Origin of the sequence: Veillonella sp. AF13-2, assembly GCF_003603295.1 — a bacterium.
In the GTDB taxonomy this organism is placed as follows: domain Bacteria; phylum Bacillota; class Negativicutes; order Veillonellales; family Veillonellaceae; genus Veillonella; species Veillonella parvula_E.
In genome coordinates this window covers 174824-199130 of the sequence record NZ_QTMT01000002.1, presented here as the reverse complement: position 1 = coordinate 199130, position 24307 = coordinate 174824, and the positions used below count along the sequence as shown (strand labels likewise).

Below are 24307 nucleotides of genomic sequence, written 5' to 3'. Positions count from 1 at the left end.
AGTTAGAACTAAAGTAAATAAAATTTGATATATATTGAATATGATTTTGTATTGACATTTAATCTCCTTTGATGTAATATAAACATATGAACAGATATTCATATAAATAAAAATATCTGATGAATAATGTTTAGGAACATATATAACAAGATATGAAACAAGATATGTCTAATAAGTATTAGAAATAGACAATAAATTAACTTATAATACAGGATAGAAACTTTCACTATTATCAAAGGAGATATCATGGAAGAAACATTGTTGTTGAAGGATTTGAACTGTGCGAACTGCGCAGCAAAAATTGAAGATCGTATTCGCAAAATGGATGGTATTGAATCCGCTAACTTCACAGTGGCCACACATCAATTACGTTTAACTGGTGCTTGGGGAGACCGTGAAGTGCTTAAACGCGATATTCAAGATATTTGCGATTCCATCGAAGAGGGCGTAACAGTAGCTGATTACGAGCGTAAATCTAAAGCAGCGATGGATGAAAACGGACACAGCCACGACCATGGCAGTGAGGCGATGACAATTGCCGTTATCGTAGCAGGCTTGTTATTCATGGCCTATGAAGCGTTGACTACAGTTGTTCCGTCTATCAGTTTGCCAGAGTCCATCGAAACTCCAATTTACTATATTGCTTATATTTTACTTGCGTTCCCAGTATTGCGCATCGCAGGTCGCAATATCTTAAAAGGCCAAGTATTTGACGAAAACTTCTTAATGTCTATTGCTACATTGGGCGCTATCGCTATCGATGCATTGCCTGAAGCCGTAGGGGTTATCTTGTTCTATCGTATCGGTGAGTTCTTTGAACATAAAGCGACTGATCGCAGCCGTACAGAAATCATGAATGCTGTTGATATGCGTCCACAAGAGGTACGTGTTGTTGATACCTGCTGTGGTGGTGAAATCGTAGTTATGGCTCCTGAAAAGGTTGAGGTAGGCAGTACTATTGAAGTTCGCCCTGGCGATTTAATTCCTCTAGACGGTACCGTTTTAGAAGGTGAAACTCGCGTTAATACAGCTCCTGTAACAGGTGAACCTGTACCTGTTCGCGCTGTACCTGGCACACAACTTATGTCTGGCTGTATCAATGAATCTGGTCGTATTACGATGCGCGTTGATAAGGTTCTTGAAGAATCTATGGTTACAAAAATCCTTGATGCCGTTGAAAATGCAGCATCTTCTAAACCTAAAATCGACCGCTTCATTACGCGTTTTGCTCGTGTGTACACACCAATTGTTGTAGCTCTTTCCTTGGTGGTTGCTATCATCCCATCCCTTATTACAGGTGAATGGCATAAATGGATCTATACAGCCTTAACATTCCTCGTTATTTCCTGTCCATGTGCATTGGTACTTAGTGTGCCACTTGCATTCTTCTCCGGTATCGGTAATGCTTCTAAACACGGTATTTTGCTTAAAGGTGGTCGTGTTATCGAGGCGTTAGCTGGTGTGAAAGCAGTGGCTCTCGATAAAACTGGTACCATCACATCTGGTGAATTTAAAGTACAAAACGTAGAAACTGTAGGCTCCCATGTGAGTAAGAATCAATTGTTATCCATGGCTTCAGCTATCGAAGCAGTATCTACACATCCAATCGCAACAAGTATCGTTTCTGAAGCAAAGGAACAAGGCATTACTGTAGAGGCTTCTGATTTCGTTCAAGAATTAGCCGGTGAAGGTATGGTTGGCATGGTTGATGGCCAACAAGTACTCGTTGGTAACCGTCGTCTTATGGAACGCTATGTTGTTCAAGGTTATCCAACAGAAGCTACTGAATACGGCACAGAGGTTCTGGTCGCAGAAGGTAATGTATACCTTGGTCGCATCATCATCGCCGATGAAGCTCGTCCAGATTCCGCAGAAGCGATTGCTGATCTTAATGGTCAAGATATTAAAACGGTTATGCTTACAGGTGATGCTGAAGCAAGTGCTAAGTATATTGCCAAAGAAACTGGCGTAAGTGCCGTTCGTGCTCAATTGTTGCCACAAGATAAATTGTCCGTTGTACAAGATATTCGCTCTGAATATGGTCCAACCATGTTCGTAGGGGACGGCATCAACGATGCTCCAGTGCTTGCTGGTGCTGATGTAGGTGGTGCGATGGGTAGCGGTGCTGATGCGGCTATCGAAGCGGCAGATGTTGTATTCATGCGTCCATCCTTGACTGCTATTGCACATATCCTTGACTTGTCCAAAGCGACCTTGCGCGTTGCTTGGCAAAACGTAGTATTCGCTATTGCCGTTAAAATCCTTATCATGGCACTAGGTCTTATGGGCTATGCATCCATGTGGTGGGCCGTATTCGGTGATACTGGCGTATCCATTCTTTGTATCTTGAACTCTATTCGTATCTTACGCCGTTAATTTGGTGAAAGTAATCTTATAGAACCATACAGGAATATAACAAATGATACTATTCTGATCTGACAGAGTAGGATAAAACAAATAGCCTCTATATTAGCGACAAGCTAGTATAGAGGTTATTTTTATAAGATTTAACCTAATGATATATTGCTGATTATTTGTTTGCATACTTACTCACTCACTGTAAGTTTTAGTGGCTTAATCTTTTGGTGGATTTTTTAGTTTAGCAGTCTTATTAATCTATCTGTTTGCTAGATTTTTTGGTAGATTTGATATAAGAATGTTTTGAGATGCTTTTAACATATACAATTGTACATTGTTAATAGACATAAAGTGATTTATGTATATACTACATAAACAAAACTTTCACAATTGAATTGAATAATAGCTATAAAATAGTATATAATTTATTAGATGATTACTATATGTTCGTTGGAAGGAGGGATAGCATGATCACGGTGTACAAACACATAGAAGAAGAGTTAGTTTCAGACTGCACTGTATCAGATGCCACAAAAGGTTCTTGGGTAAATTTGGTGAACCCAGACCCCGATGAGTTGTCCCTCATCAATATTTTGACGGAAATTCCAACGGACGTTTTAAAGACCGCCCTCGATATGGAAGAACGTTCTCACGTGGAATTAGAGGATAATTATATTTTCGTGGTTATCAACATTCCTGCGATTCGCGGCAATGATATGTACGATACGGTGCCGCTCGGTATCTTTTTGACGCCTGACTTCTTTATTACTGTATGTCTTGAAGAGTCCGAAGTGTTATATCCGTTCATTTCAAATCAACTGTCTACATTCTATACATATAAAAAGACGCGGTTCTTGTTCCAAATCTTGTACCGTACAGCTACATTGTTTTTACGTTACTTGCAACAAATTAACCGCCGTACCGACGATATTGAAGTTCAGTTGCGTCATACGACGAAGAATAAAGACTTCTTCCAACTATTGGAATTGCAGAAATCCATGACATACTTTACCTCTGCGTTGCGTACGAATGGAACTGTTATGGAACGCCTATTGCGCTTGCGTGGTCACAGCACTTATAGACATTTGCTTAAAATGTACGAAGAGGATGAAGATTTACTAGAGGACGTTATCATCGAGAATAAACAGGCCATCGAGATGGTTGAAATGTACTCTAATATCTTGATGAATATGATGAACGCCTTTACATCGATTATCTCAAATAACCTCAATATGGTGATGAAAATGTTGGCGGCCCTTACGATTACTTTGGCAGTGCCCACAATCATATTCAGCCTGTGGGGAACGAATGTGGCGTTGCCATTCCAGGATGATCCAAATGGATTTTACGAAGTAGTAGGTATTTCTGTGGTGTGTTCTATCATTGCTATCATTGGCATGTGGAAAAAAGACCTATTCTAACATATATGATAAATAACTAATAGATTAGGGCAATACTAAATGTTAAATACAAATGAAAAAGCTGGCTGTAAGTCAGCTTTTTTGCTTGCTTATGTATTATATTATTGCTTATTTACGTATTACGTTGTTGCTTATTATTAGACCAATTTGATATAATAGTACCGTTATGGAGAGGTGTCCGAGTGGTTTAAGGAGCTGGTCTTGAAAACCAGTGACTCCGCAAGGGGCCGTGGGTTCGAATCCCACCCTCTCCGCCACATAATAAAGCCCTCTAGGTTTATGCCTAGAGGGCTTTTCAATCTTTACTCACTATGGTATGCTATCGATATATTTATTAGGTAATCTTTAGAAAGGAGCTCGTATGAATCGACTTAGTTTCTCGCGAACTCAGATTTTAATTCTCGCTAGCGTGTGGCTCACGTTCTTGTTGAGCTTTGTTATGCGCTTGTCTTGGGCATCTGTTATGCCTATCCTCAATGAGGCATTGCATTTCACAGCTAAGATGGGGGCTCAACATATTTCGGCCTTTTACTTTGGTTATGCGTTAACGGTATTACCAGGCGGCATCTTAGCCGATAAAATCGGTTACAGACGCACCATCTTGTTTAGTTTGATCGGTATGGCCGCTGTAACGGCTTTGATGAGTACCATTACAGACTATACCATGGCTTGGGGTTTGCGCTTCTTATTAGGGGTTATGTCTGGTCCTGTACAAGCTTCTTGCTTGAGTGCTATCGGAGATCACTTCGGCCCGAATCAACGGGGTGCGGCCGTAGGTATCTTTATGAGCTGTACGTCTTTTGGCATTACTACGGTAAACCTTTACGCACCTTATGTGGCTACACATTACGGCTGGCAAACTGCATTCCTTGCTACAGCCATCTTGCCGTTGGTAGTACTTGTATTATGTTACTTCACAGTGCGTAAGCCGAGTGCAGAAATTCTCGCACAACGAGAAGCAGAGGCTTCTGAAGCGGCTGCTAAGCTTGGCGTAGGTCAAACGTCTTTAGTAGAAAACTTGAAGCACATCATTTCTAATCGTAACATTCGTTGCTTGGCTATTGCAGGCTTCTTCGCCACAGGTACGACTTGGGGCGTAACGCAATGGGCGAACTTATACATGGTTAAACAATTAGGTGTAACGGCTATCTATGCAGGCCAAGTCATGAGCGTGTTCGGTACGGCTGCGCTAATTGCGAAACCAACGATCGGTATTTTATCTGATATCTTACCAATTAAGAAGAACCATTTAGCGGCTCTCGTTATGTTCTTGTTTGGGCCAGCTTTAATTTTGTTTGCAAGCACGTCAAATCCAAATATGCTCTTTGTAACAGGTCCGATTCTTGGTATTGGGGCCTTCATGCATAGTGCGTTGACCAATGCTCTCGTAGTTCAATCTGCAGCACCTCATTTGCGCGGTACTACAGCGGGCTTTGTAAACTTGTTTAACCAAATTGGTGCACTCTTGGCACCACTTCTCTTGGGTAATGTCCTTGTCATGACGGGTAGCTACCAAATGTCCTTGATGTCTATCGCTATAGCTCCTATTATTGGTGCATGTGCATTATTCTTTATTCGTCTTAAATAATATAAATGGATCCGTACATGAATTGCTCTTCTAAAAATTGCGTCTAATTGGAGGGCAGATCAAAACGGATCCTTTTTTGTAATTAATATGTATATTGTGTATGGTGTTCTTTTATTATATGATTAAGTCATAGTACAGGAGGGAGGGGTGAAGATGGAAATCATCTGTTTTGGCGATAGCATTACGCGTGGCTATGATGTGCCCTATGGACGCGGTTGGGTCGAAATCTGTGATGCATCCATAGAGGGTGTTAATTTTACAAACTACGGTGAAGATGGCTGCTCCGTACAGGGTATGATTTATAATATTGAAAATTGGGCGGTTACTGCTGTATCCGATTCAATACGTCATATTTTCTTGATGTGTGGCACTAACGATATTTTACAAGGTCGAGATAGTACCTATGTGTACAAGACTTTGGTGAAAGCTATTGAGCTTGCTAGTACAAAAGGGACGGTAATCATCGGTTTAGAAACTCAAATTGATAGCGATATGGACGGATTGGATCTGGTTGTACGAGAGGTTAATGAACAGCTAAAAGCTTACGCAGAGGCGCATAATATTAAAGTTATAGATTTCTATACTACCTTGTTTGAAGCAGATCAAATTGGACAAATTGTCTTTGCCGGAGAGGTTCATCCCAACGAGCGTGGTTATCGATTAATGGCGTATAAGGCATTAGAGGTCTTTACGCGATTATAACGGAGCTATAATAGAACTGGAACGGGATTATAACACAACGTAATATAAAGAACATAAAAACTCCCCTAATGAGTTGCCTCATTGGGGGAGTTAGTGATTTATAGTCTTTTGTGCTAGTGAAAGTTGGGGGCTTTCACCAGATAAAAATAAATTCGTAACGAATTATTTTTTAGATTTAGTAGATACTTTGTTATTGGACACCTTAGCAGATTGTGCAATTGCGTATGCAGTGCCTTTTACTAAATCAGAAGCTTCAGCAGTGTTGCCAGATACGGTTACAGCTGCTACAGTGTCTTCAGTTACTGCGAATAATGCAGTTGCGTAAGGGTGTTGTGCACCATTTGGTACAGTTACAGCACCGGATTTAACAACGATATAACGACCGTTGTTGTTGAAAATATCATAATGAGCTGCTTGTTTTACACCATCATAGCTTTCATTGTAAGCGAACAATGCAGCTACTTCACCACTTGCTACTTGACCAGATTGTTGCATGGAACGCAATTTAGCAGCTGCTACAGCTGTTGGTTGAGTCATGTTTACAGTGATGCGCAAAGAGTTGTTATTTACAACTGCTTCAGTGATTACGTTTGTAGAGAATACATTCGCAACACCGTTGCCAGCACGGTTGTAAGAGCTAGCAGTTTTCACTTGGTAGCCATTAGTGTATGCAGGCAAGTCATATGTGTAAGTTTTGCCATTTAACAATAAGTCAAACGCATTCAATTGGTTAGCTTTGTAGCGAGAAACGTAGGAGCTGCCGTTGCCATTAGCTGTTACGGAGTTTACAGTTTCTTGGTATACAGGTTGGGCTTCAGTAGGGATAGGATCCATGATTTGAAGTCCTACAGCTGTTGTTTGTGGTGCCACAAAGATTGGATCACCTAATTCTTTAGATACAGGCATTTGTTGAGCCATATCGCCTGCTGTATAAGGCACTGCTGGCAATGGTTTGTAACCAGGACGTGGTGCACTTGTGGCATAACTAGTTTGGTAAGCTGGCGTAGCTGCCTGTGGTGCAGGATAAGAATATTGCTCTGCTGAAGCACGTTCATAAGCGCGTGCATTAGCATCGATAGTTGCAGCAAAAGCAGAGAAAGACATTGTTGTCGCTGCAAATACTGCAAAAGCAGTTGCTAAATGTTTTTTGTTCATAATAATTTACTCCTAAATACATGATTTTACAAATAACACAGATACTAACTTGTATTATATAGGAATTCATGCTAATTGTAAATAAAATATAAAATATTATCTTAATTATAAATAAATATAATCAGATGAGTCAAATATTGTACAATTAGCCATAGAATGTCATATTACTATATAATAATAATCAGTATAGTAATTTATTATATCGAAAAACTTCGTTTGATGCTATATCTAATTCGTATAGTGCTACAATTAATTTGTGTAGTGCTATATCTAATGCGTTAACTGATATGAGCAATATACATTTGTGGATTACATCAATTGAGATGGTGAAAGTTTCACTAGGGAGGTCTCATGAGTATTAGAGTCTATTATGGACGGGCTGGATCAGGCAAGACACGTGCCGTATATGAGCGCATCGGTCAGGTCATGACAGATTGTCCAGGGGAACCAATAATTTTGCTTGTTCCTGAACCTGCCACCTATCGGGTAGAACGGGAGCTAGCTGAATTTATGCTTGAAAAAGGTTTTACTACAGTTCGTGTCGTAGGCTTTGGGCGTTTGGGTTATCAGGTATATCAATCGATAGGCTCAAAAGGGGCTGGTCAATCAAGTTTATCAAGCTTTGGCCGGTCTATGTTGTTGCGCCTTGTAATGAAACGAAAGCAAAAGGAACTAGGGCTGTTAGAACAGGCTACAAAGCGGCCTGAGTTTTCCTCCGTATTGCAACAGCTCTTTTCTGAATTCCGTGCCTTTCGTGTAGGCCCTGCTGACCTAGAACGAGGGGCAGAGTCTGTTAAAAATAATATATTACAAAAGAAATTGCGCGAGCTAGCTATCTGTATGTCTGCCTATGAAGAGGAACTCAGTCGTCATGGGGAGCGCGACATCGATCCTATCATGGAAATTGTAGAGGCTTTGCCACAATCTCCTCTCATGGAGAATAGCCATGTCTTTATCGATGGTTTTCATTGGTTTACGCCCACACACTACGAGCTGATTTATACTTTGTTTGACTTGGCAAAGGAAGCCGTTATTACTATCGATTTACCGATGGCTCCAAAGGCGTTAAATTTAGCTCGTCGAGGGGAGCATCTCTTCAGCCGCCCTTTAGAGATTTACGACACCTTAGTTGCTCGTTATGGCTCTAGTATCAACTGGGTTGGCTTTGATGGGAAACGAGGACCTCAAATCGTTCAAGAGCTAGAGGCTAATTATTTTGCTAGCCCTAGTAAGAAAAATACTACAGATGCAATGATTCCGCTTATTCGAGGCTATAACAGGGAACGCGAAGCTGATGCGGTGGCTCGTCGTATTTTAGCCTATATAGAATCAGCTGAAGAGGCTCGTTACCGAGATGTATGTATCATGCTCCGCGAGTCTGAAACCTACGGTGATACTTTAGAAAAGGTTTTTGCTCGCTACGACATTCCGCACTTTATTGACCGTCAGCGGCCTATGAAAAACCATCCATTAGGCGAGCTATTGACGGCTCTATTTGATATCGTGCGTCATAACTATAGTCGGGACAGCATGTTTCTCTTGCTCAAGACGGACTTGATGCCGCTTACTCGTGAGGCTGTAGATGAGTTAGAGAACTACGTTCTCGAGTTTGGCATCGATCATTATAAATGGGAACGTGAAAGTTGGCCGTACTTACGAGGCTTTCATGAGGGACAAGATGAAGAAAGCCACGTAGATGCACCACGCAGAGCACGTGTTAACAAAGCAAGAGAAACCATTATGGATATATTATCTCCATGGTTTGACTTTGCTGCTAATGCGGAGGGTCATACAGGGGCTGAGTGGGGTACACAACTTTATGGTTTATTAGAAATCTTACAAGTGCCAGAGCGGCTCTATGAATGGGCGAAGGACGCAGAAACTATAGGTGATCAAGAATCCAAAGCTAGTCATGAACAGATGTATAATGCGGTTCTTTCCTTTATAGACGAAATTTCTATGGTCATGAAGGATGAAATATTGACTCTGGATGAGATGATGCTCCTCCTCGAAGAAGGCCTTAGCGATGTAAACTACTCTATGATTCCGCCGTCTTTAGACCATGTGGTGATTACCACTATCGAACGTGGTTACAGCCAGTGGTGGCCTAAGGTGTTCGTAATGGGCCTCAACCAAGGCGTATTTCCTCAAAGTATGGGAGATGAAGGCCTCATCAAGGATAAGGAGCGTCAAGAATTGGCCGATGCAGGCATTACCTTAGCAGAAGGGGCCTTGCCGAAGGCTTTCAACGAGAATTTCCTATTATATCTCGCCATGACACGGGCATCCGATTCGTTGACCTTGTCCTATGCGGGCTCTGGTGAGGATGGAACAGGTCTTGAGCCATCCCTCGTTGTAAAGCGATTAGAATCTCTTGGGTACGTAGATCAGGCAGTAGATATTCCTCTCTCCATTGCACCTGATACAGAGGCAGATTACATGTGGCGCCCGCTCCAAAGTCTGTCATTGCTATCTGAGCGTTGGGGGGCGCTCTTTAGTGGTTATGAGGTCAATCCTCTTTGGTGGGGCCTCTATAATTGGGCTCGTGAAAGCGAAACCTATCGTCCGCGTTTAGCGGAGGTATCACGTGGCATTCGAGATAACAACGATGTGCCTGTCATAACGCAGGATTTAGTGAATGGTCTGTTTTTGTCTAAAGGCTATATGTCTGGTTCTGTGACACGTTTAGAGAGATACCAACAATGTCCGTTCAAGTTCTATGCTCAATATGGTTTGAAGCTAGAACCGCGCCGTGTGCGTTCCTTTGGTGCTCCCGAAATTGGTACGTTCTTACATGCTAATTTAGAGCGTTTAGGTAATTATCTATTAGAAAATAATAAACAATGGCGTGATCTCGACGAAGAGGAGCAACTCAACCTATGTCGCTCTGTAGCCAATGAGATTTTACAAGAGAATCAGGCAGGCGAGGAAACGAGCGATGCCTACCAAAAGGCCATTGAGCAGCGTGTTCAGAGAACATTACATGTAACGGTAGACCGCCTCGTAGAGTGGTCTAAGCGCAGCGATTTTGATACGAAGTATTTAGAGCAAGACTTTGGTCGTCAAGGGGGCTGGGATCCTATTCGAGTCCCTCTTGGTAAAGACCGTTACTTGCGACTCATTGGTCAAATTGACCGCATCGACGAATATACACGGGATGATCAAACCTATGGCATGGTTATCGACTACAAGTCGGGTGGTGCTCATGTGACGGCCCAAGATGTGTATTATGGACTTAAACTGCAACTCATGACCTATCTGTTGGCTTTGGAGTCCGCTTATGGTAAAACACATGGCGGATCTATGTCCCCTGCGGCGGTGGTTTACTCTTACGTGAAGAACCCTAAAATCCCTGCTGATGCGCCTATATCTTATGAAGATGCCGTTTCGTTGGCTAATGAAAGCGATGCTTGGCAAAACAGTGGGTACTTCTCCGATGATATAGAGTTGTTGACGCATATTGACAATAAGTTCTTGTCCTATGGGTCTAAGCGAGGGCCTTATGTGCCGATTGCTACGAAAAAAGATCAAACCATTTCTAGCAGAGATTTGCGGAAGGTTAAGTCTACAGGTGAATTCGACATAATGTGCCGCTATACAAATCACGTGATGGCTGAGACGGGTCGTCACATTGGGGACGGGCAGTTTCCGATTAAGCCATATCAATTGAATGGCCTTAGACCTTGTACATTCTGCGATTACAGAACGGTATGTCGCTTTGACTCTAGCCGTAATCGATATAATTATTTGTCTAGATTGTCCGAGAATGACGCATTAGAACGGATGAAAGAGGTCTTAAACGACAGAAATAATAGCAGCGAAGGAGGTGAAAACCATGGGTGTTAAATGGACGCCAGAGCAGGAGTCTGCTATTATAGCGCCTAAGGATTCCTCCTTAGATAATCAGACCTTACTTGTTGCGGCCGCTGCCGGTTCAGGTAAGACAGCGGTCCTAGTAGAACGCATTATTACGCGCCTTAAGGATATGTATAATCCCTTATCTGTTCAAGAACTCATGGTTGTAACTTTCACAAAGGCTGCAGCTCAAGAGATGAGCGCTCGTATTGGCCTTGCCTTGGCTAAAGCCATGGAATCTACAGATGATGTTGCACTACAAACGCGCCTTGAACGACAGCTCAATCTGTTGCCCTCTGCTCATATTTCTACATTGCACTCCTTTTGCCAATGGGTAATCCGGTCCTATTTCTATAAGCTCGACATTAATCCGACAGCGCGCATCGGCAATGAAGCAGAAATGGCATTGCTACAACAAGAGGTATTAGCCGATTTATTAACTAAATCCTATGAAGAGGGCCTTTATAATATCTATGAGCTAGCGGATTTCTTCAGCGATGATAAATCCGATGCAGGCTTAACGGCGAAGATTATGTCCCTGTATAACTACGCTATGTCCCTCGCCAATCCCGATGGATGGCTAAGAAAAGCGTTAGAGCCTTATAAAGAGGCGATGACCATAAACCCTAGTGATACATTGTGGGGCCAATATATGTGGTCTAATCACATGGCTGTCATCGATCGCATTCGTGAGCGCTTAGAGCAGATGGAACAAATCTTGCTCGATCCGACAGGGCCTCATAAATGGCAAAATATATACGATAATCAACTGGCTGCACTAGGCATGCTTTCAGCGGCTCAAACTTGGGACGACATGGGGGAAGCTTGTAAACATATGGATACCTTTATTAAGGATCAGTTCCGTATGGGTTCAAAAGAGGCGCAAGCCTATGACCCTATATTGGTGGCAGAGTTTAAATCTTTGGGTGGTCAAAATAAAGATGACCTTAAAGCTATGCAAGCCGCTATATTCACCGTTCCGGAAGCTACCTTGCAAGACCAGTTTAAGGCTCAATATCCAATCATAGAAGGGTTAGTAGAACTCACAATTGCGTTCCACCAAGCGTATCGGGATATGAAACAAGAGCAAGGCATCATGGATTTTAGCGACCTTGAGCATCTATGCTTGGCCCTTCTCGTTGAGCCTGGCACAGAGGATGATCCTCAGCCATCTGAAGTAGCGAAGGAACTGCAAGATACTTTCAAAGAAATCATGGTTGATGAATACCAAGATACGAACGGCGTGCAAGAGACGATTATCAACTTGATTTCTCGTGTCGATAATAGGTTCTATGTGGGGGACGTGAAGCAGGCTATTTATAGTTTTCGTATGGCTGACAGTTCTCTGTTCATGGAGAAATATAATACGTACGGCGGCAATGATGCGGTAGAACGTCGTATCGACCTAGCGAAGAATTTCCGATCTCACGAAAATATCTTGGCTGCAACGAATTTCTTATTCTATCAAATCATGACGGAAGATGCGGCAGAGCTCAATTACACAGAGGCTGAATCGCTCATTCCGGGTCGTATCGTAGAGGATGCGCCAGAGGATTGGGTAGGTGGTGACGTGGAATTACAGCTCTTAGATGTGAGTAAGGATACCCTTGGTGCTATTGAAAGCGACGAGGACGAAGGGGATGACCCTGAAAACAACGAGCGTGAGCTAGATTTCATCATTCAAAAAATCAAAGAAATCCATGCTGCCAAGAAGCAGGTGCAAAATCCAGATGGTACATTCCGTCAAATCGAATGGCGAGATTTTGCTATTTTGCGCAGATCCTTAGCGGGCTGGGGGACGCGTGCCGTAGAAGCCATGCGCCAAGCGGGAATTCCTGCGGTGGTAAATGAGCGAGACGGTTACTTTGAAGCCCAAGAGGTTCAACTCTTATTGGCGTTGTTATCCGTCATAGATAATCCAGAACAAGATTTGCCGATGGCTGCCGTATTGCACTCTGGCCTGGTAGGCCTTGATGCAAACGAATTAGGAGCATTGCGCCTGTCTGGTGAGGGCTCCTTATGGTCTCTTATGCCAGCCTATGCAGAAGAGACTCAAGATGAGCGTTTATTGGCCTTTATTGGGCATATGGAAAGGTGGCGCACCTTATCGCGTCGTCACGGTGTGACCGACTTGTTGTGGGATATTTACGAATCTCAAGACTATGTAAACTATGTGGGAGCTATGCCGAATGGCCTCGTTCGCCGTGCCAATGTGCTCGCCTTATACGATAGAGCCAAGGGCTATGAAGCCTCTGGCTTCCGAGGGCTCTTTAGGTTCTTGCGCTTTGTGGAAAGCTTGCGCGACAGCAACCAAGATATGCCTCTTGCCAATGTGGTGAGCGAGGCGGACAATGTGGTGCGCCTCATGACCATCCATAAGAGTAAGGGCCTTGAGTTTCCTGTAGTATTCCTATCTGGTGTACAAAAGCGATTCAACATGATGGACTTGCGTTCAGAGCTTCTTATCGATAAAAATGCAGGTCTTGGTTTGAAAGGGTATTTCCCAGATATTCGAGTGTCCTTCCCGACCATGCCTTGGTTTTATGTGAAAGACGTAAAAGAAGCGGCCCTCAAGGCGGAGGAGCAGCGCATTCTCTATGTTGCTTTGACACGGGCACGAGATAAGCTGTTCATGACAGGTTTTATTAAAGGCTTTAAAAATTCTAAAGGTGTGTTAAGCACCATAGGTGAGCTCATTAAAAATGCGGCTTCCGTAGAAACTCAACAGTTACCGACAGATATTATTACACAAGCTAATACCTATCTAGACTGGATGCTCATGGGATTTGCTCGTCATTTAGATGGTGGTAATCCATTGCGCGTAGCTATCGAGTACGAAGGACCAACCTATTTTGATTTACCGGATAAACAGTGTCGTTTAAAGGTTGAAATCCATGATGGCTCTCTCTATGGTAATCTCGATTACAAAGCGGATATCGATGAGACAACAATCAATAAGGTGAGGGAGTTAAAAGCTGTTAATTCTGTAGAATTACCTCAGGAAATCGTGGATCGCTTCAACTATAGCTATCCGTACAATGATGCTACTCGCCGAACCGCAAAAATTTCTGTTAGTGAATTAAAACGACGATTCCAAGAACGAGAACTTGAAGCAGGAACTATTGATACTTTGAATGAACCGATTGCAACGGTAGAAGTTTCAGCAGATGACCTAGCAAACTCCGTATTCGGTCGAAAGCCACAAGCATTACAGTCTGAAGATGATGTATTAACCGGTGCTCAATGGGGGACCTTGATGCATGAGGCTATGCAATGGCTACCTCTTGTGAAGTATACGCAAGCTTCTTTGACGAAAGAACTCGATGCACTGGTGGCGAAAGGGACTTTTACAGAGGAAGAACGGAATTTATTAAGCGATACGAGTTTGTATAAATTTTTCAACTCTGATCTTGGTAAGCGCCTTATCAATGCAAAACGTATCGAACGAGAGTTGCCGTTTAGCATGCTCTTTGAAGGAAAACGTGTATACGACACCTTAGAGGACGGGGAAAATCTGTTCCTCCAAGGTATTATTGATACGGCCTTTGAAGAGGATGGCGAATGGGTTCTCGTAGATTACAAAACGGATCGCGTTACATCCGGAGAAGAACTCATTAAGCGATATAAAATCCAAATGGACCTCTATAAAGAGGCCTTGCAGCGATTGACGGGAATGCCCGTGAAAGCATGTTACATTTATAGCTTCCGCTTGCATGATGCAATTATTGTGGACTAATGCGCATAGATTCTAATAAATTAATAAACACAAAAGCTCTCTATCCGTTGATAGAGAGCTTTTGTGTTACCAATTACTTGTTATATATGTGGTAGTTTAGGCAGATTTAAGGCTTTTTTCTTTTTGTGTTTTGCAGGTGCAAACACTTTGAGTACGCGCGGTAATACTTCAATATCTACTGGCATATCAGGACCTGCATCACCATCCATATTGGTCGATAAATCATCGACGTCAGATAGAAGTTCGATATGAGCTTTTTTCACCGTTAATGTCGTTGTATAACGAGAGTTATAGATGGCACCACTGATAATGAGTGGTAATACGCTGAGGATATCGAGGATAAAATATTCCTTGAAGATGATGATACGCATATAACCATCATCTACAGAGGCTTCTGGCATAAAACGCTCAAAGCTAGATACTACATTGGTAAGTAGGGCTAAAACGAGAGGAGATTTGCAAATGAAATCGTCGTCCTCTGTTTTGATGCGGTACGTGTAGTCCTTTGTAGTGAACAATGCTTGGCCTGCTCTCAAGAAATACGCGAGAGGGCCGAGTATGCTTTTTTCCTTTGGTGTAACTTCATCTACAACTTTAGGAATAACGCCAGCTGCAATGTTATTGCAGAAATACCGATCATTACAACGGCCGATATCAATGGTTCGAGTTTCATTGATATCGATACGCCTGATAGCTTGCGTTGGATTTTGGGGAATACCGAGCGCACGAGACATATCATTTACTGTACCAACGGGGATAAACCCAAAGGTACAGGAGAATCCACCTTGGGCAATACCATTAACGGTTTCGTTAACAGTGCCGTCACCACCCATGCAGAATACGGCATCAAACCCGCGCTCACAAGCGTTCTTAGCGAAACGTGTAGCATCGCCTTCACCTCTGGTGAATTTGACCTCAATCGTTTCGAACAAGGTACTCAATTTCCATTGTAAATCGAGGGCGTAACGGCGCGCTGCACCGCCTCCTGAGACAGGGTTGATGATAATCAAACAACGGCTCATAGTATACTTCCTTACTTTCAAAAATGAGATATAGCTATTATCTATAGTTAAATTGACAGTCTTAATGATGAGTTCTATAATTGTAATGTATGCACTTAATTTCGCACAACATACTGTCTAAGATATGTTGTATACTATATTATACTCATTTTAACCGTTCTTTGAAAGTCTGAAAGCACGAATGGTTAGCAAGGTTTAGGGGCTAGTAATGGGAAGACAAAGTTCAAAAGATAAATACAAATTGTCCGCAGTGGATTCTATCGAAAGATTACCTCTCAGTGAACAAGTATATTTAACATTAAAAACAGCTATCTTAACGGGCGAATTGATGCCTCAAGAGAAGCTTAACGAAGTAAAGATTGCAGAACAATTACAAGTGAGTGCTACACCTGTGCGTGAGGCATTCCGCAAATTGGCTAAAGATAATCTCGTAGTTATCGTTCCTTGGAAAGGTGTTACTGTAAAAGCTGACACGCCAGAAGAAATCGTAGCACTTTACCAAGTTCGTGAAGTAATGGAAGGACTTGGTGCTAGATTATGTGCTCGTCATGCTACACCTGAGCAAGTACAAGAGCTAAGAACCCTTTGTAAAGAAATGCATGAAATTGAAGATGCCACAGAACGTGTTGATGTAAACAGCCGATTCCATACAATGATTGCTCATTACTCTGGCAATGAACGCATTGTAGATTATCTAGCAGGTTTCCGTGAACGCGTTAATCGTGACATGTACATCAGTTCTTTCAATGCTGTACGTACACATGACTGTGATGATGAACATGATCAAATCGTAGACGCTATTGAACGTCACGACGAAGTAGCTGCAGAAACAGCTATGCGTCAGCATATCAACAATGCATTTATCTTTAAAAAAGCAAATGCAGAAGTACAACATAAAAAACTTAATGAAGTATAATGTCTGCTGATGCTGATGCTGATGTAATAGGCATAATGACATATGAAAAGCTCCGCCATCGACGGAGCTTTTTTGATTGTTATTTTGAATAGTTAATTCAATTTTCATTTAGAGTATTTAGAGCATCTTGATATAAATTAGTTATCATTTGTTGTATTCAATTAACTGTTGTTTTAGACTAATGGATTAGTTCGTTCTTGTTTTGTTTTGAGATGTTCTTTTGGTGTGGTTCAGAAGCTCTAGCCGTTTATAGTGTGATGTTAGGTGCGCATTACAGTTTTTATAATCTACAACACGCAGTCTTACGAGTTGACCTACGTTGATTTGAAAGGCTTGGGCGATTTTAAAAAGAATTTCCAAAGACATGCCGGAGATGCCTGTACCACATTCTAATTTACTTAAATAACTACGACTGATACCAATATGACGAGCTAACTCTTGCTGAGACATATTTAGGGATACGCGAATAATGGCAATTTTATGACCTAAACAAACATATTGATGTTGTAAAAACGGGTCTTCGTATGTGTTGATCCGCAGTTTGGTGAGTGGTGTAGACGAGGGGTGCATAGGGACTCCTTCCTTTTCCCTACTCTCTAAATATAGTATACTGAGATTGTTAGCATCTGACTAATATAGAAAACTAGATAATTATCGGCTATTACAGATAATTACACGAATTGTGAAAGTAGTATTACATGTATGCTATAGTAATGTGATCATACCATCTAGTATGTTATCTTGAGTAGAGGAGGCAATATGGAAAAATACATAGCCGTTGCCCTCGGTGGCGCTATTGGGGCCTTATGCCGTATGGCTCTCGGTGAATGGGTGATGACAAAGGTCAGCTCGTTTCCGTATGGTACGGTAGTAGTAAACCTCGTTGGTTGCCTCATTATCGGTCTAGTCTTAGGCCTTTATATGCAAAAGCCAGATCTACCTCAATGGGCGAGATTCTTCCTCGTTGTAGGTGGGCTAGGTGCATTTACCACCTTCTCAACCTTTGCCTTTGAAATGCTACAGCTTATGATGGCTGAATCCTATGTACAAGCATTATGGTACGGTGCAGTACAAGTCGTAGGGGGCTTAATCCTCTGTTGGGTTGGCGTGCTAGTCGTGCGTCTACTCTGTACTATGTAAACATATTAACATCGAATAATAGTATTAAATACATTTTGATGTTATACAGTAACGTATGTTGTTATTAATGACTTGGGAGATATTATGAAATCTATTAGAACACAAGATGCCGTAGGGCAAACATTATTACACGATCTCGTAAGAATCGTCATAGGTGAGGTGAAAGACACGCCCTTCCGCCGTGGCCATGTAATTACAGAAGAGGATATTCCTAAACTCTTGGATCTTGGCAAGGAACATGTATTTGTAATGGAGCCGGAAGATGAGGGGTTCTTGCATGAAGAGGATGTAGCTCGTGCTTTATACCATATGGCAGGCGGTGAAAACATGCATGATGGCCCTATGGCACAAGGTAAAATTGAAGCCATTGCAGATGTAGATGGCCTTTTTAAGGTCGATGTAGACCGATTACATGCTATCAATAGCATTGGTGAGTTGACTATTGTAACAAAATTTAATAATACACCTGTGAAAGCAGGCGATAAACTAGCAGGCATGCGTTGTATTCCATTGTTGTTAGAAGAACAACAAGTAGAAGATGCAAAAAAAATTGCTGATGGTAAGCCTTTGTTACATGTAAAGCCATTCGTGCGCAAAACAATGGGTATCGTTACGACTGGTTCTGAAGTATTTGAAGGTCGCATTAAAGATGCTTTCACACCAATCATTGAAGAACGTTGTGCTGAATTTGGTGTTACAAAGGTAGCTCATGAAATTGTAACGGATAATACAGAGGATATCGTGGCGGCTATCGACAAGGTGAAAGCAGCAGGCGCAGATATCATTTTCTGCACTGGCGGTATGAGCGTTGACCCAGATGATCTCACCCCAGGAGCGATTAAACGTTATGCAGATCGCGTAGTTACCTATGGATTACCAGTGTTACCAGGGTCCATGGTTTGCATTGCTTACTGTGCAGATGGTACACCAATCCTTGGTGTGCCAGGGGGCGTATTGTTCAGTAAACCGACTGCTTTTGATGAAATTGTGCCATGCCTCATCGCAGATGATGAAATCACCAAAGAAGATTGTATAGCTATGGGCCATGGAGGATTCTTGGGCTAATAGGCTTATATAATCAGGAGAACTAATATGTATGAGGCTGTGATAAACAGCCTCTTTTCATCAAAATAGCGGATAGTTGATTTAATATTGATCTGCACTTTCAGAAATCAGAAAATATGTTTTTTTCTGGAGTGCAGATTATAGTCAACTATCCGCTATTTTATTATTTCGTTCAATTGATTGCATTATTAAATACGTTATTAAAATGATTTTTTACCTAGTGTAGGGTGGCCACAACGTTTTAGCGTTAGGGTATCAATCATATGGACGGCTTCGTCCAATGTAATATCTTCGCGCTTCGTTGGTGTTTCTAGGACAGCTAACGGATGCTCCGTGCCTACCTCACCAGAGGGCAAGTATATATATTCTTGGTTGACGGTGTCACCAAAGATATAGCCTGCTTGTAAATGTTCTTTGTGAATGCGACTCATGGTCTCTCCTTAAATAATTTGCTTTAGCTTGAAGTCTAGATAGTCTGCAGATACCAATTCTAGTTTTGTCGTACCAAATTCCTTTGGAATCCGGTTAAAGGAAATTTGATCGTGTAAGTGGCCAAAGATACAGATATCTACTTTATATTGCTCCATGAGGTCCGTAAATCCAGAAGGAGCGTTGGATTCGTTAAATGGAGGGTAATGTAGCAACAATAACTTTGTTACAGGAATAGTCTCTATATCTATAATAGAATCAGGTGTTGATGAATAGGACTTTTTAGAACCGGATGATTCTGTTATACAGACCTTTGTTTCCGTCCTGAGTTCTTCAAGTACTTTATGTATTGCCTTATCCATTTCTTGAAGTGCCGCTTCAGTACGCATCACTTCTCTATCGTAAATGGATTGGTCCGTTTCTGGGAAGAAGTGGGAGTCTCCAGGACAGAGGTAGGCACGCGTTCCTCCGAATGCAATAAGGCGCGGACCTTCTTCGGTTTGGATGAGTTCTGCGGTGCCGTGACCTTGTATAAAGGTAATAGCGTCGCCCATGAGATTATGCATCTTGTTCGCCGATGCCCACCAATAATCATGGTTGCCGCGAATCATATATTTTTTACCAGGTAGAGATGCAATTTCTTGTAAATCGCAGGCCGCTTCTTCAAGGCGGAGAGCCCAGCTCATGTCACCTACGAGAAAGACGATATCTTCATCGCTTACATTGGCATTCCAATGCTCTTTGATGCGGGCCCAGTGATCATTCCAGTGAGGACCAAAAATATCCATCGGCTTCGTCGGAGGATTGCCAGATAGATGGAGGTCGCCGATGGCAAATACTTTCATAAAAATCCTTTCAAATATGTATGGTTAAACCATATATAAAATTATATATCAAATTATGTACGGTATATGGTTAGAGCTATTTAGTAGCTTGAAAATAAGGTGTAATATCGTGCATGATTTTAGCAGCTCGTTCCTCATCGCAAGTTTGAGGAATCTTGTAGCCCACATAGAGGGGCGTCGTCACATAACGAGCTACTACCTTGATGTAATCATAGCCGTCCTCAAGATTATATACAAAGTAATTATAGGACTGGCTAAAGTTGGCTACGCTGCGCAATACATAGCGCAAAATTTGCTGTAGTCGAAGGGCTACAGCACGAACTGGTGCATCTGGTTTGAAGCGAATATTGTACTCAAAGAATCCGATAATTGGATGGGTAGACAAGGTGATGCGCACATCTTGATCCTCGTGCAAGAGCCAGCCCTCCATGTTTTGCACCGTAATATCTTTATGGTAGTCGTAATTCTCAAGGCCTATGATTTGGCTGTGTGGATGGCGAATAGAGCCACCGGACATATAGCCATAATTCTTGAAGAAGAGGACGGATTTAAACTCTTTACGCTGACGAGTTTCGCGCCATTTATCGAGTCCAAATTGGAGAATGTGAGCTGCTTCGTCTGTAGGTAAGGTGGAAAATTCGCCTTCGTCAGTTTCTGTTTCGATAATGACGGTAGGCCAAGTTTTTTCTAATACAGGATATTTGTTCATGAGCCATATAATATGACCTGATGTATCGAGAATATCCGTTAATTTGGAACGATCACAGAAGGGACAACGCACTTGTTCATTGCGAATATTGACGGGTTTTGTCCGTCCTAATTCGATATTAAATCTAAGTGGTTTGTTCATCATGTGCCTCCTTCCTTGTAAGAAATTCTATACTCTTAATCATACCACAACTAGCGCATTCGTACATGAAATAATGGTATAATAATAGTGTGTTATTTTTGTGACTAAGGAGGCCCTATGAAACCAACGACGCTCGTATTTCCCATTGATGAACAAAATCGTATATTGTTAGGGCGTAAGAAGCGTGGTTTTGGGGCTAATAAATATAATGGGTTCGGTGGTAAACTTGATGATGGTGAAAGCTTCCGAGAGTGTGCCATTCGCGAACTCTATGAGGAATCTGGCCTTCAGGGAAATCCTGAAGACTTAGAATGTGTCGCGGCTTTTGATTTTCAATTTCCTTTTGATGAAAGCTTAACGCATGTGAGCTATGTGTATTTCTTGCGTACTTTTACAGGCGATGTAGAGGAAACAGATGAAATGGAGCCTCATTGGTTAGAGCCGAATCAAATTCCTTACGAACATATGTGGGATGGTGACCGTAGATGGTTGCCGATGTTGTTAGAAGGAAAGAAATTAAAAGGGCCTATTGTGTTTGGTCGAGATAATAATATGGTGGATAAGATGGATTTGACCACTGTTGATACTGTTATTGAAAGCGAACACTTGGCGCGCATTGATCTGTATATTAATGGATGATGAATGTACGATTTGTTACAATTTAACGTTAAAATCGTTATCTGGTGGGTATTGGAGTATAAAATAGGGACTATGTAGCCGTGAAAGTGGTACTAGACTCCTAAATTTATAATATATTGAGGTAATATGACTGATAAAAAGAACCCAAAGTGGGTGCCACAGCTATTGGTGTGGTATGATGTACATAAACGGGAGTTGCCGTGGCGCGGTTGTGGGGACCCTTATAAGATTTGGGTATCCGAGGTGATGAGTCAGCAGACGCGCATTGAGGCGATGAAACCCTATTATGATAACTGGATGCGTCTATTTCCAACCTTGGAGGATTTGGCAAAGGCCTCCGAAGATGAGGTGGTTCACGCATGGCAAGGGCTTGGTTATTATAGTCGTGCTCGTAACTTGCGTCTTGGCGTAAAGGACGTCGTTGAAAATTACGGCGGTATCGTGCCTCATGACCGTAAGACCATGGAATCCTTGAAGGGTGTAGGTTCTTATACGGCAGGGGCTGTGCTATCCATGGCGTACAACGAACCAGAGGTGGCTGTAGATGGCAATGTACTGCGCATCTATGCTCGGTTGTATCGCATCTTTGATGATATTTTGAGCACTAAAGGTAAAAAGGCTATTACGGCTATCGTAGAGGAGACTTTGCCTCACGATCGACCTGGCGACTTTAACCAAGCCTTGATGGACTTTGGGTCTGCCGTATGTATTCCAAAGACACCCCGCTGTGGCGAATGTCCTATTGTAAATATGTGCGAAGCATACCAACATAAGGATACAGATAAACTACCTGTGCGTATCAAGAAAACAAAGGTAGTAGAGGTGCCTTTATTCGTGGGGATCTTGCAGTATAAAGACTATTATTTATTGCATAAACGGCCGAACCGTGGACTCTTACGATCCATGTGGGAATTCCCATCTGTGGAAATGGTATCTGCCTTTGAGGACGGAGAACGAGGCCTTGAAGAATTAGTTCAGGCCCTTGGATTTGATCTATCTTTGCAACCAGTACTTGTGAAAGAAATAACACATGTTTTCTCTCACCGAAAATGGTTTATGAAAGCATTCCGCGGTGATTTAACGTACACAGGGGATGCTAATAATATATCGATTGCAGATATCCAACAGCAATTGCCAAAGGACTGGATGCTCATCAAGCGTGATGAGTTCTCCGACTATGCTTGGGCGGGACCTCATGGTAAACTGACGGAAATCGCAAAGTAATTTGTAGGAGCAATGAATGAGAATTCTATTTAATATCATTTTTTCTGCCATCCTCGCAATAGGTCTGGTAGGATTTTGGGCTCTATTCCTCAACTTGTGGAAGCCTAAAAAGAAATGGCCAGCCTGGGTGGGCTATATCATCATTATCGGTGCGTGGTTCGTGGCTATCCGATACTATATACTCAATCAAGTGGATTTATATGGTACGATGTACTATCCTTTGATGAATATGTTCCGTACTGAAAGCTACGGATTCCTCTTTGGTGTATTCCTAGCGATTCCTGTATTTATCATACTTAGTCTATTATATTGGACAATCAATAAGATTTGGAGCAAAACACCAGAGGAAAATAGAACAGGCCGTCGCGCCTTCTTTAGAACTGCTGCAACTATAGTGCCGTTGGCTACTATTGGTGGCTCTAGCTATGCTGCCTTTGCGGGTCAACAAGAGCTAGTAGTAACTCATGAAAGCTTTGGCTACACGAACCTACCACCTGGTTTGAAAAACTATAAAATTGTTCAACTTAGTGATATTCATATAGGACCGAGTATCGACTTAGATGACTTTGATGAAATCCTGAAACTAGCGCTTTTACAAAAACCTAATCGCGTTGTTATCACTGGCGATCTCATTGATAAGCTTGCATGGTTACCGCAAGTCTGTGAAAGACTGACAACCTTTGCAAAACAAATCCCAGATGGGGTTGACTTTATCTTGGGAAATCACGAGTATCATCACGATGTAAATAAGGTACTTGACGCACTTAAACGAAATACACCTATGAATATTCTCGTGAATAGTAATATTCAAATCATGGGCGGCAAACAACCTGTATATATTGCGGGCGTTGCGTACGATAACGATCGTAAAAAGGACAACCGGGAAGCCATGATTAACAAAGCTTTATCTGGAATTCCAGACTATGCCTTTGTTATTCTATTGGCTCATCACCCTGAATTCTTCGAAGAATCTATTGAACGAAAGATTCCGTTGACTCTATCTGGACATACCCATGGAGGTCAAATCGTATTCATGGGCGTGCCATTAGTACCAACGGGCACACCATATACAAAAGGTCGCTATGTAGAAGAACAAAGCGTATGCTACGTTAATAACGGCACAGGACACTGGTTCCCAATTCGTATCAACTGTCCACGAGAAATTACGGTTATTACATTCTTTGATGGAGTGGCTTAGTTTGAAAGACAAACTCACTATAGGTATACATTAATGTATAGTAAATCCTTTATTTATAAAATCCTTATATGTATTATTGTGCTTATGCTATTTGATATCTCTCTAATCTACGATATGACAGCGGATATATATAAGAGATATCTCAAAATAGCAATACTAGTGGC

The 24307-nt window shown here is 42.0% G+C and carries 18 protein-coding genes and 1 tRNA gene; 13 read left to right on the top strand and 6 right to left on the bottom strand.

The genetic code is table 11. The annotated features are described in order from the left end of the window. Positions 1-246 precede the first annotated feature (246 nt). The 5 genes from DWV85_RS04790 (at position 247) to DWV85_RS04770 (ending at position 6069) form a co-directional block, all read left to right on the top strand. Positions 247-2376, top strand: coding sequence for a heavy metal translocating P-type ATPase (locus tag DWV85_RS04790; protein WP_123138162.1), 2130 nt, complete (start codon positions 247-249; stop codon positions 2374-2376). 449 nt (positions 2377-2825) lie between these two features. Further along, entirely contained in the window at positions 2826-3779 is a 954-nt protein-coding gene (locus DWV85_RS04785; protein WP_004694714.1) for a magnesium transporter CorA family protein, read from the top strand. 168 nt (positions 3780-3947) lie between these two features. After that, positions 3948-4036, top strand: a tRNA-Ser gene (locus tag DWV85_RS04780). A gap of 104 nt (positions 4037-4140) precedes the next feature. Then, positions 4141-5367 (top strand): MFS transporter, encoded by a 1227-nt coding sequence (locus DWV85_RS04775; protein ID WP_123138161.1) that lies wholly within the window; start codon positions 4141-4143, stop codon positions 5365-5367. 153 nt (positions 5368-5520) lie between these two features. Beyond that, complete coding sequence (locus tag DWV85_RS04770) at positions 5521-6069, top strand: GDSL-type esterase/lipase family protein (protein WP_123138160.1); 549 nt, start codon at positions 5521-5523, stop codon at positions 6067-6069. Between the two features lie 162 nt (positions 6070-6231). Here the strand turns inward: DWV85_RS04770 and DWV85_RS04765 are convergent, their stop codons facing one another. Continuing rightward, a complete protein-coding gene (locus DWV85_RS04765) occupies positions 6232-7224 on the bottom strand; it encodes a hypothetical protein (protein ID WP_004694840.1) in 993 nt (330 codons plus the stop codon). Positions 7225-7575: 351 nt separating this feature from the next. Here DWV85_RS04765 and DWV85_RS04760 point away from each other — a divergent pair, with 351 nt between their 5' ends. Further along, on the top strand, positions 7576-11070 hold the full coding sequence (locus DWV85_RS04760; protein WP_123138159.1) for a PD-(D/E)XK nuclease family protein: 3495 nt from the start codon (positions 7576-7578) through the stop codon (positions 11068-11070). After that, positions 11060-14815 carry a helicase-exonuclease AddAB subunit AddA gene (addA, locus tag DWV85_RS04755; protein WP_123138158.1) on the top strand — a complete coding sequence of 1252 codons (3756 nt, stop codon included), beginning with the start codon at positions 11060-11062 and terminating at the stop codon, positions 14813-14815. The genes DWV85_RS04760 and addA overlap by 11 nt, the downstream gene beginning before the upstream one ends. Positions 14816-14895: 80 nt before the next feature. On the opposite strand, the gene DWV85_RS04750 is transcribed toward addA, so the two are convergent. Next, positions 14896-15837, bottom strand: a complete 942-nt coding sequence (locus DWV85_RS04750) for a diacylglycerol kinase family protein (protein ID WP_123138157.1) — start codon at positions 15835-15837, stop codon at positions 14896-14898. A 208-nt stretch (positions 15838-16045) separates the two neighbouring features. Between DWV85_RS04750 and DWV85_RS04745 the strand changes: the two genes are divergently transcribed. Continuing rightward, the gene (locus DWV85_RS04745) at positions 16046-16753 is read left to right on the top strand and encodes a GntR family transcriptional regulator (protein ID WP_004694848.1); all 708 of its coding nucleotides are present in this window, start codon (positions 16046-16048) and stop codon (positions 16751-16753) included. A gap of 186 nt (positions 16754-16939) precedes the next feature. Here DWV85_RS04745 and DWV85_RS04740 read toward each other — a convergent pair whose 3' ends face one another. Then, the gene (locus DWV85_RS04740; RefSeq protein ID WP_123138156.1) at positions 16940-17323 is read right to left on the bottom strand and encodes a helix-turn-helix transcriptional regulator; all 384 of its coding nucleotides are present in this window, start codon (positions 17321-17323) and stop codon (positions 16940-16942) included. Positions 17324-17512: 189 nt separating this feature from the next. On the opposite strand from DWV85_RS04740, the gene crcB reads away from it, so the two are divergent. Both crcB and DWV85_RS04730 read left to right on the top strand, forming a co-directional pair. Then, complete coding sequence (gene crcB, locus DWV85_RS04735) at positions 17513-17893, top strand: fluoride efflux transporter CrcB (protein WP_123138155.1); 381 nt, start codon at positions 17513-17515, stop codon at positions 17891-17893. A gap of 84 nt (positions 17894-17977) precedes the next feature. Then, entirely contained in the window at positions 17978-18958 is a 981-nt protein-coding gene (locus tag DWV85_RS04730; RefSeq protein ID WP_123138154.1) for a molybdopterin-binding protein, read from the top strand. A 200-nt stretch (positions 18959-19158) separates the two neighbouring features. Here DWV85_RS04730 and DWV85_RS04725 read toward each other — a convergent pair whose 3' ends face one another. The 3 genes from DWV85_RS04725 to DWV85_RS04715 all read right to left on the bottom strand — a co-directional run bounded on the left by DWV85_RS04725 (position 19159) and on the right by DWV85_RS04715 (position 21082). Beyond that, the gene (locus DWV85_RS04725) at positions 19159-19389 is read right to left on the bottom strand and encodes a hypothetical protein (RefSeq protein ID WP_123138153.1); all 231 of its coding nucleotides are present in this window, start codon (positions 19387-19389) and stop codon (positions 19159-19161) included. Between the two features lie 9 nt (positions 19390-19398). Beyond that, a complete protein-coding gene (locus DWV85_RS04720) occupies positions 19399-20232 on the bottom strand; it encodes a metallophosphoesterase (protein ID WP_123138152.1) in 834 nt (277 codons plus the stop codon). 76 nt (positions 20233-20308) lie between these two features. After that, a complete protein-coding gene (locus tag DWV85_RS04715; protein ID WP_123138151.1) occupies positions 20309-21082 on the bottom strand; it encodes a DUF4931 domain-containing protein in 774 nt (257 codons plus the stop codon). Between the two features lie 117 nt (positions 21083-21199). Here DWV85_RS04715 and DWV85_RS04710 point away from each other — a divergent pair, with 117 nt between their 5' ends. From DWV85_RS04710 to DWV85_RS04700, 3 genes are all read left to right on the top strand, one after another. Next, on the top strand, positions 21200-21721 hold the full coding sequence (locus DWV85_RS04710) for an 8-oxo-dGTP diphosphatase (RefSeq protein ID WP_123138150.1): 522 nt from the start codon (positions 21200-21202) through the stop codon (positions 21719-21721). A 126-nt stretch (positions 21722-21847) separates the two neighbouring features. After that, positions 21848-22945, top strand: coding sequence for an A/G-specific adenine glycosylase (gene mutY / locus DWV85_RS04705; protein WP_123138149.1), 1098 nt, complete (start codon positions 21848-21850; stop codon positions 22943-22945). A gap of 16 nt (positions 22946-22961) precedes the next feature. Next, on the top strand, positions 22962-24143 hold the full coding sequence (locus tag DWV85_RS04700) for a metallophosphoesterase (protein WP_123138148.1): 1182 nt from the start codon (positions 22962-22964) through the stop codon (positions 24141-24143). The last annotated feature ends 164 nt before the right edge of the window (positions 24144-24307 follow it).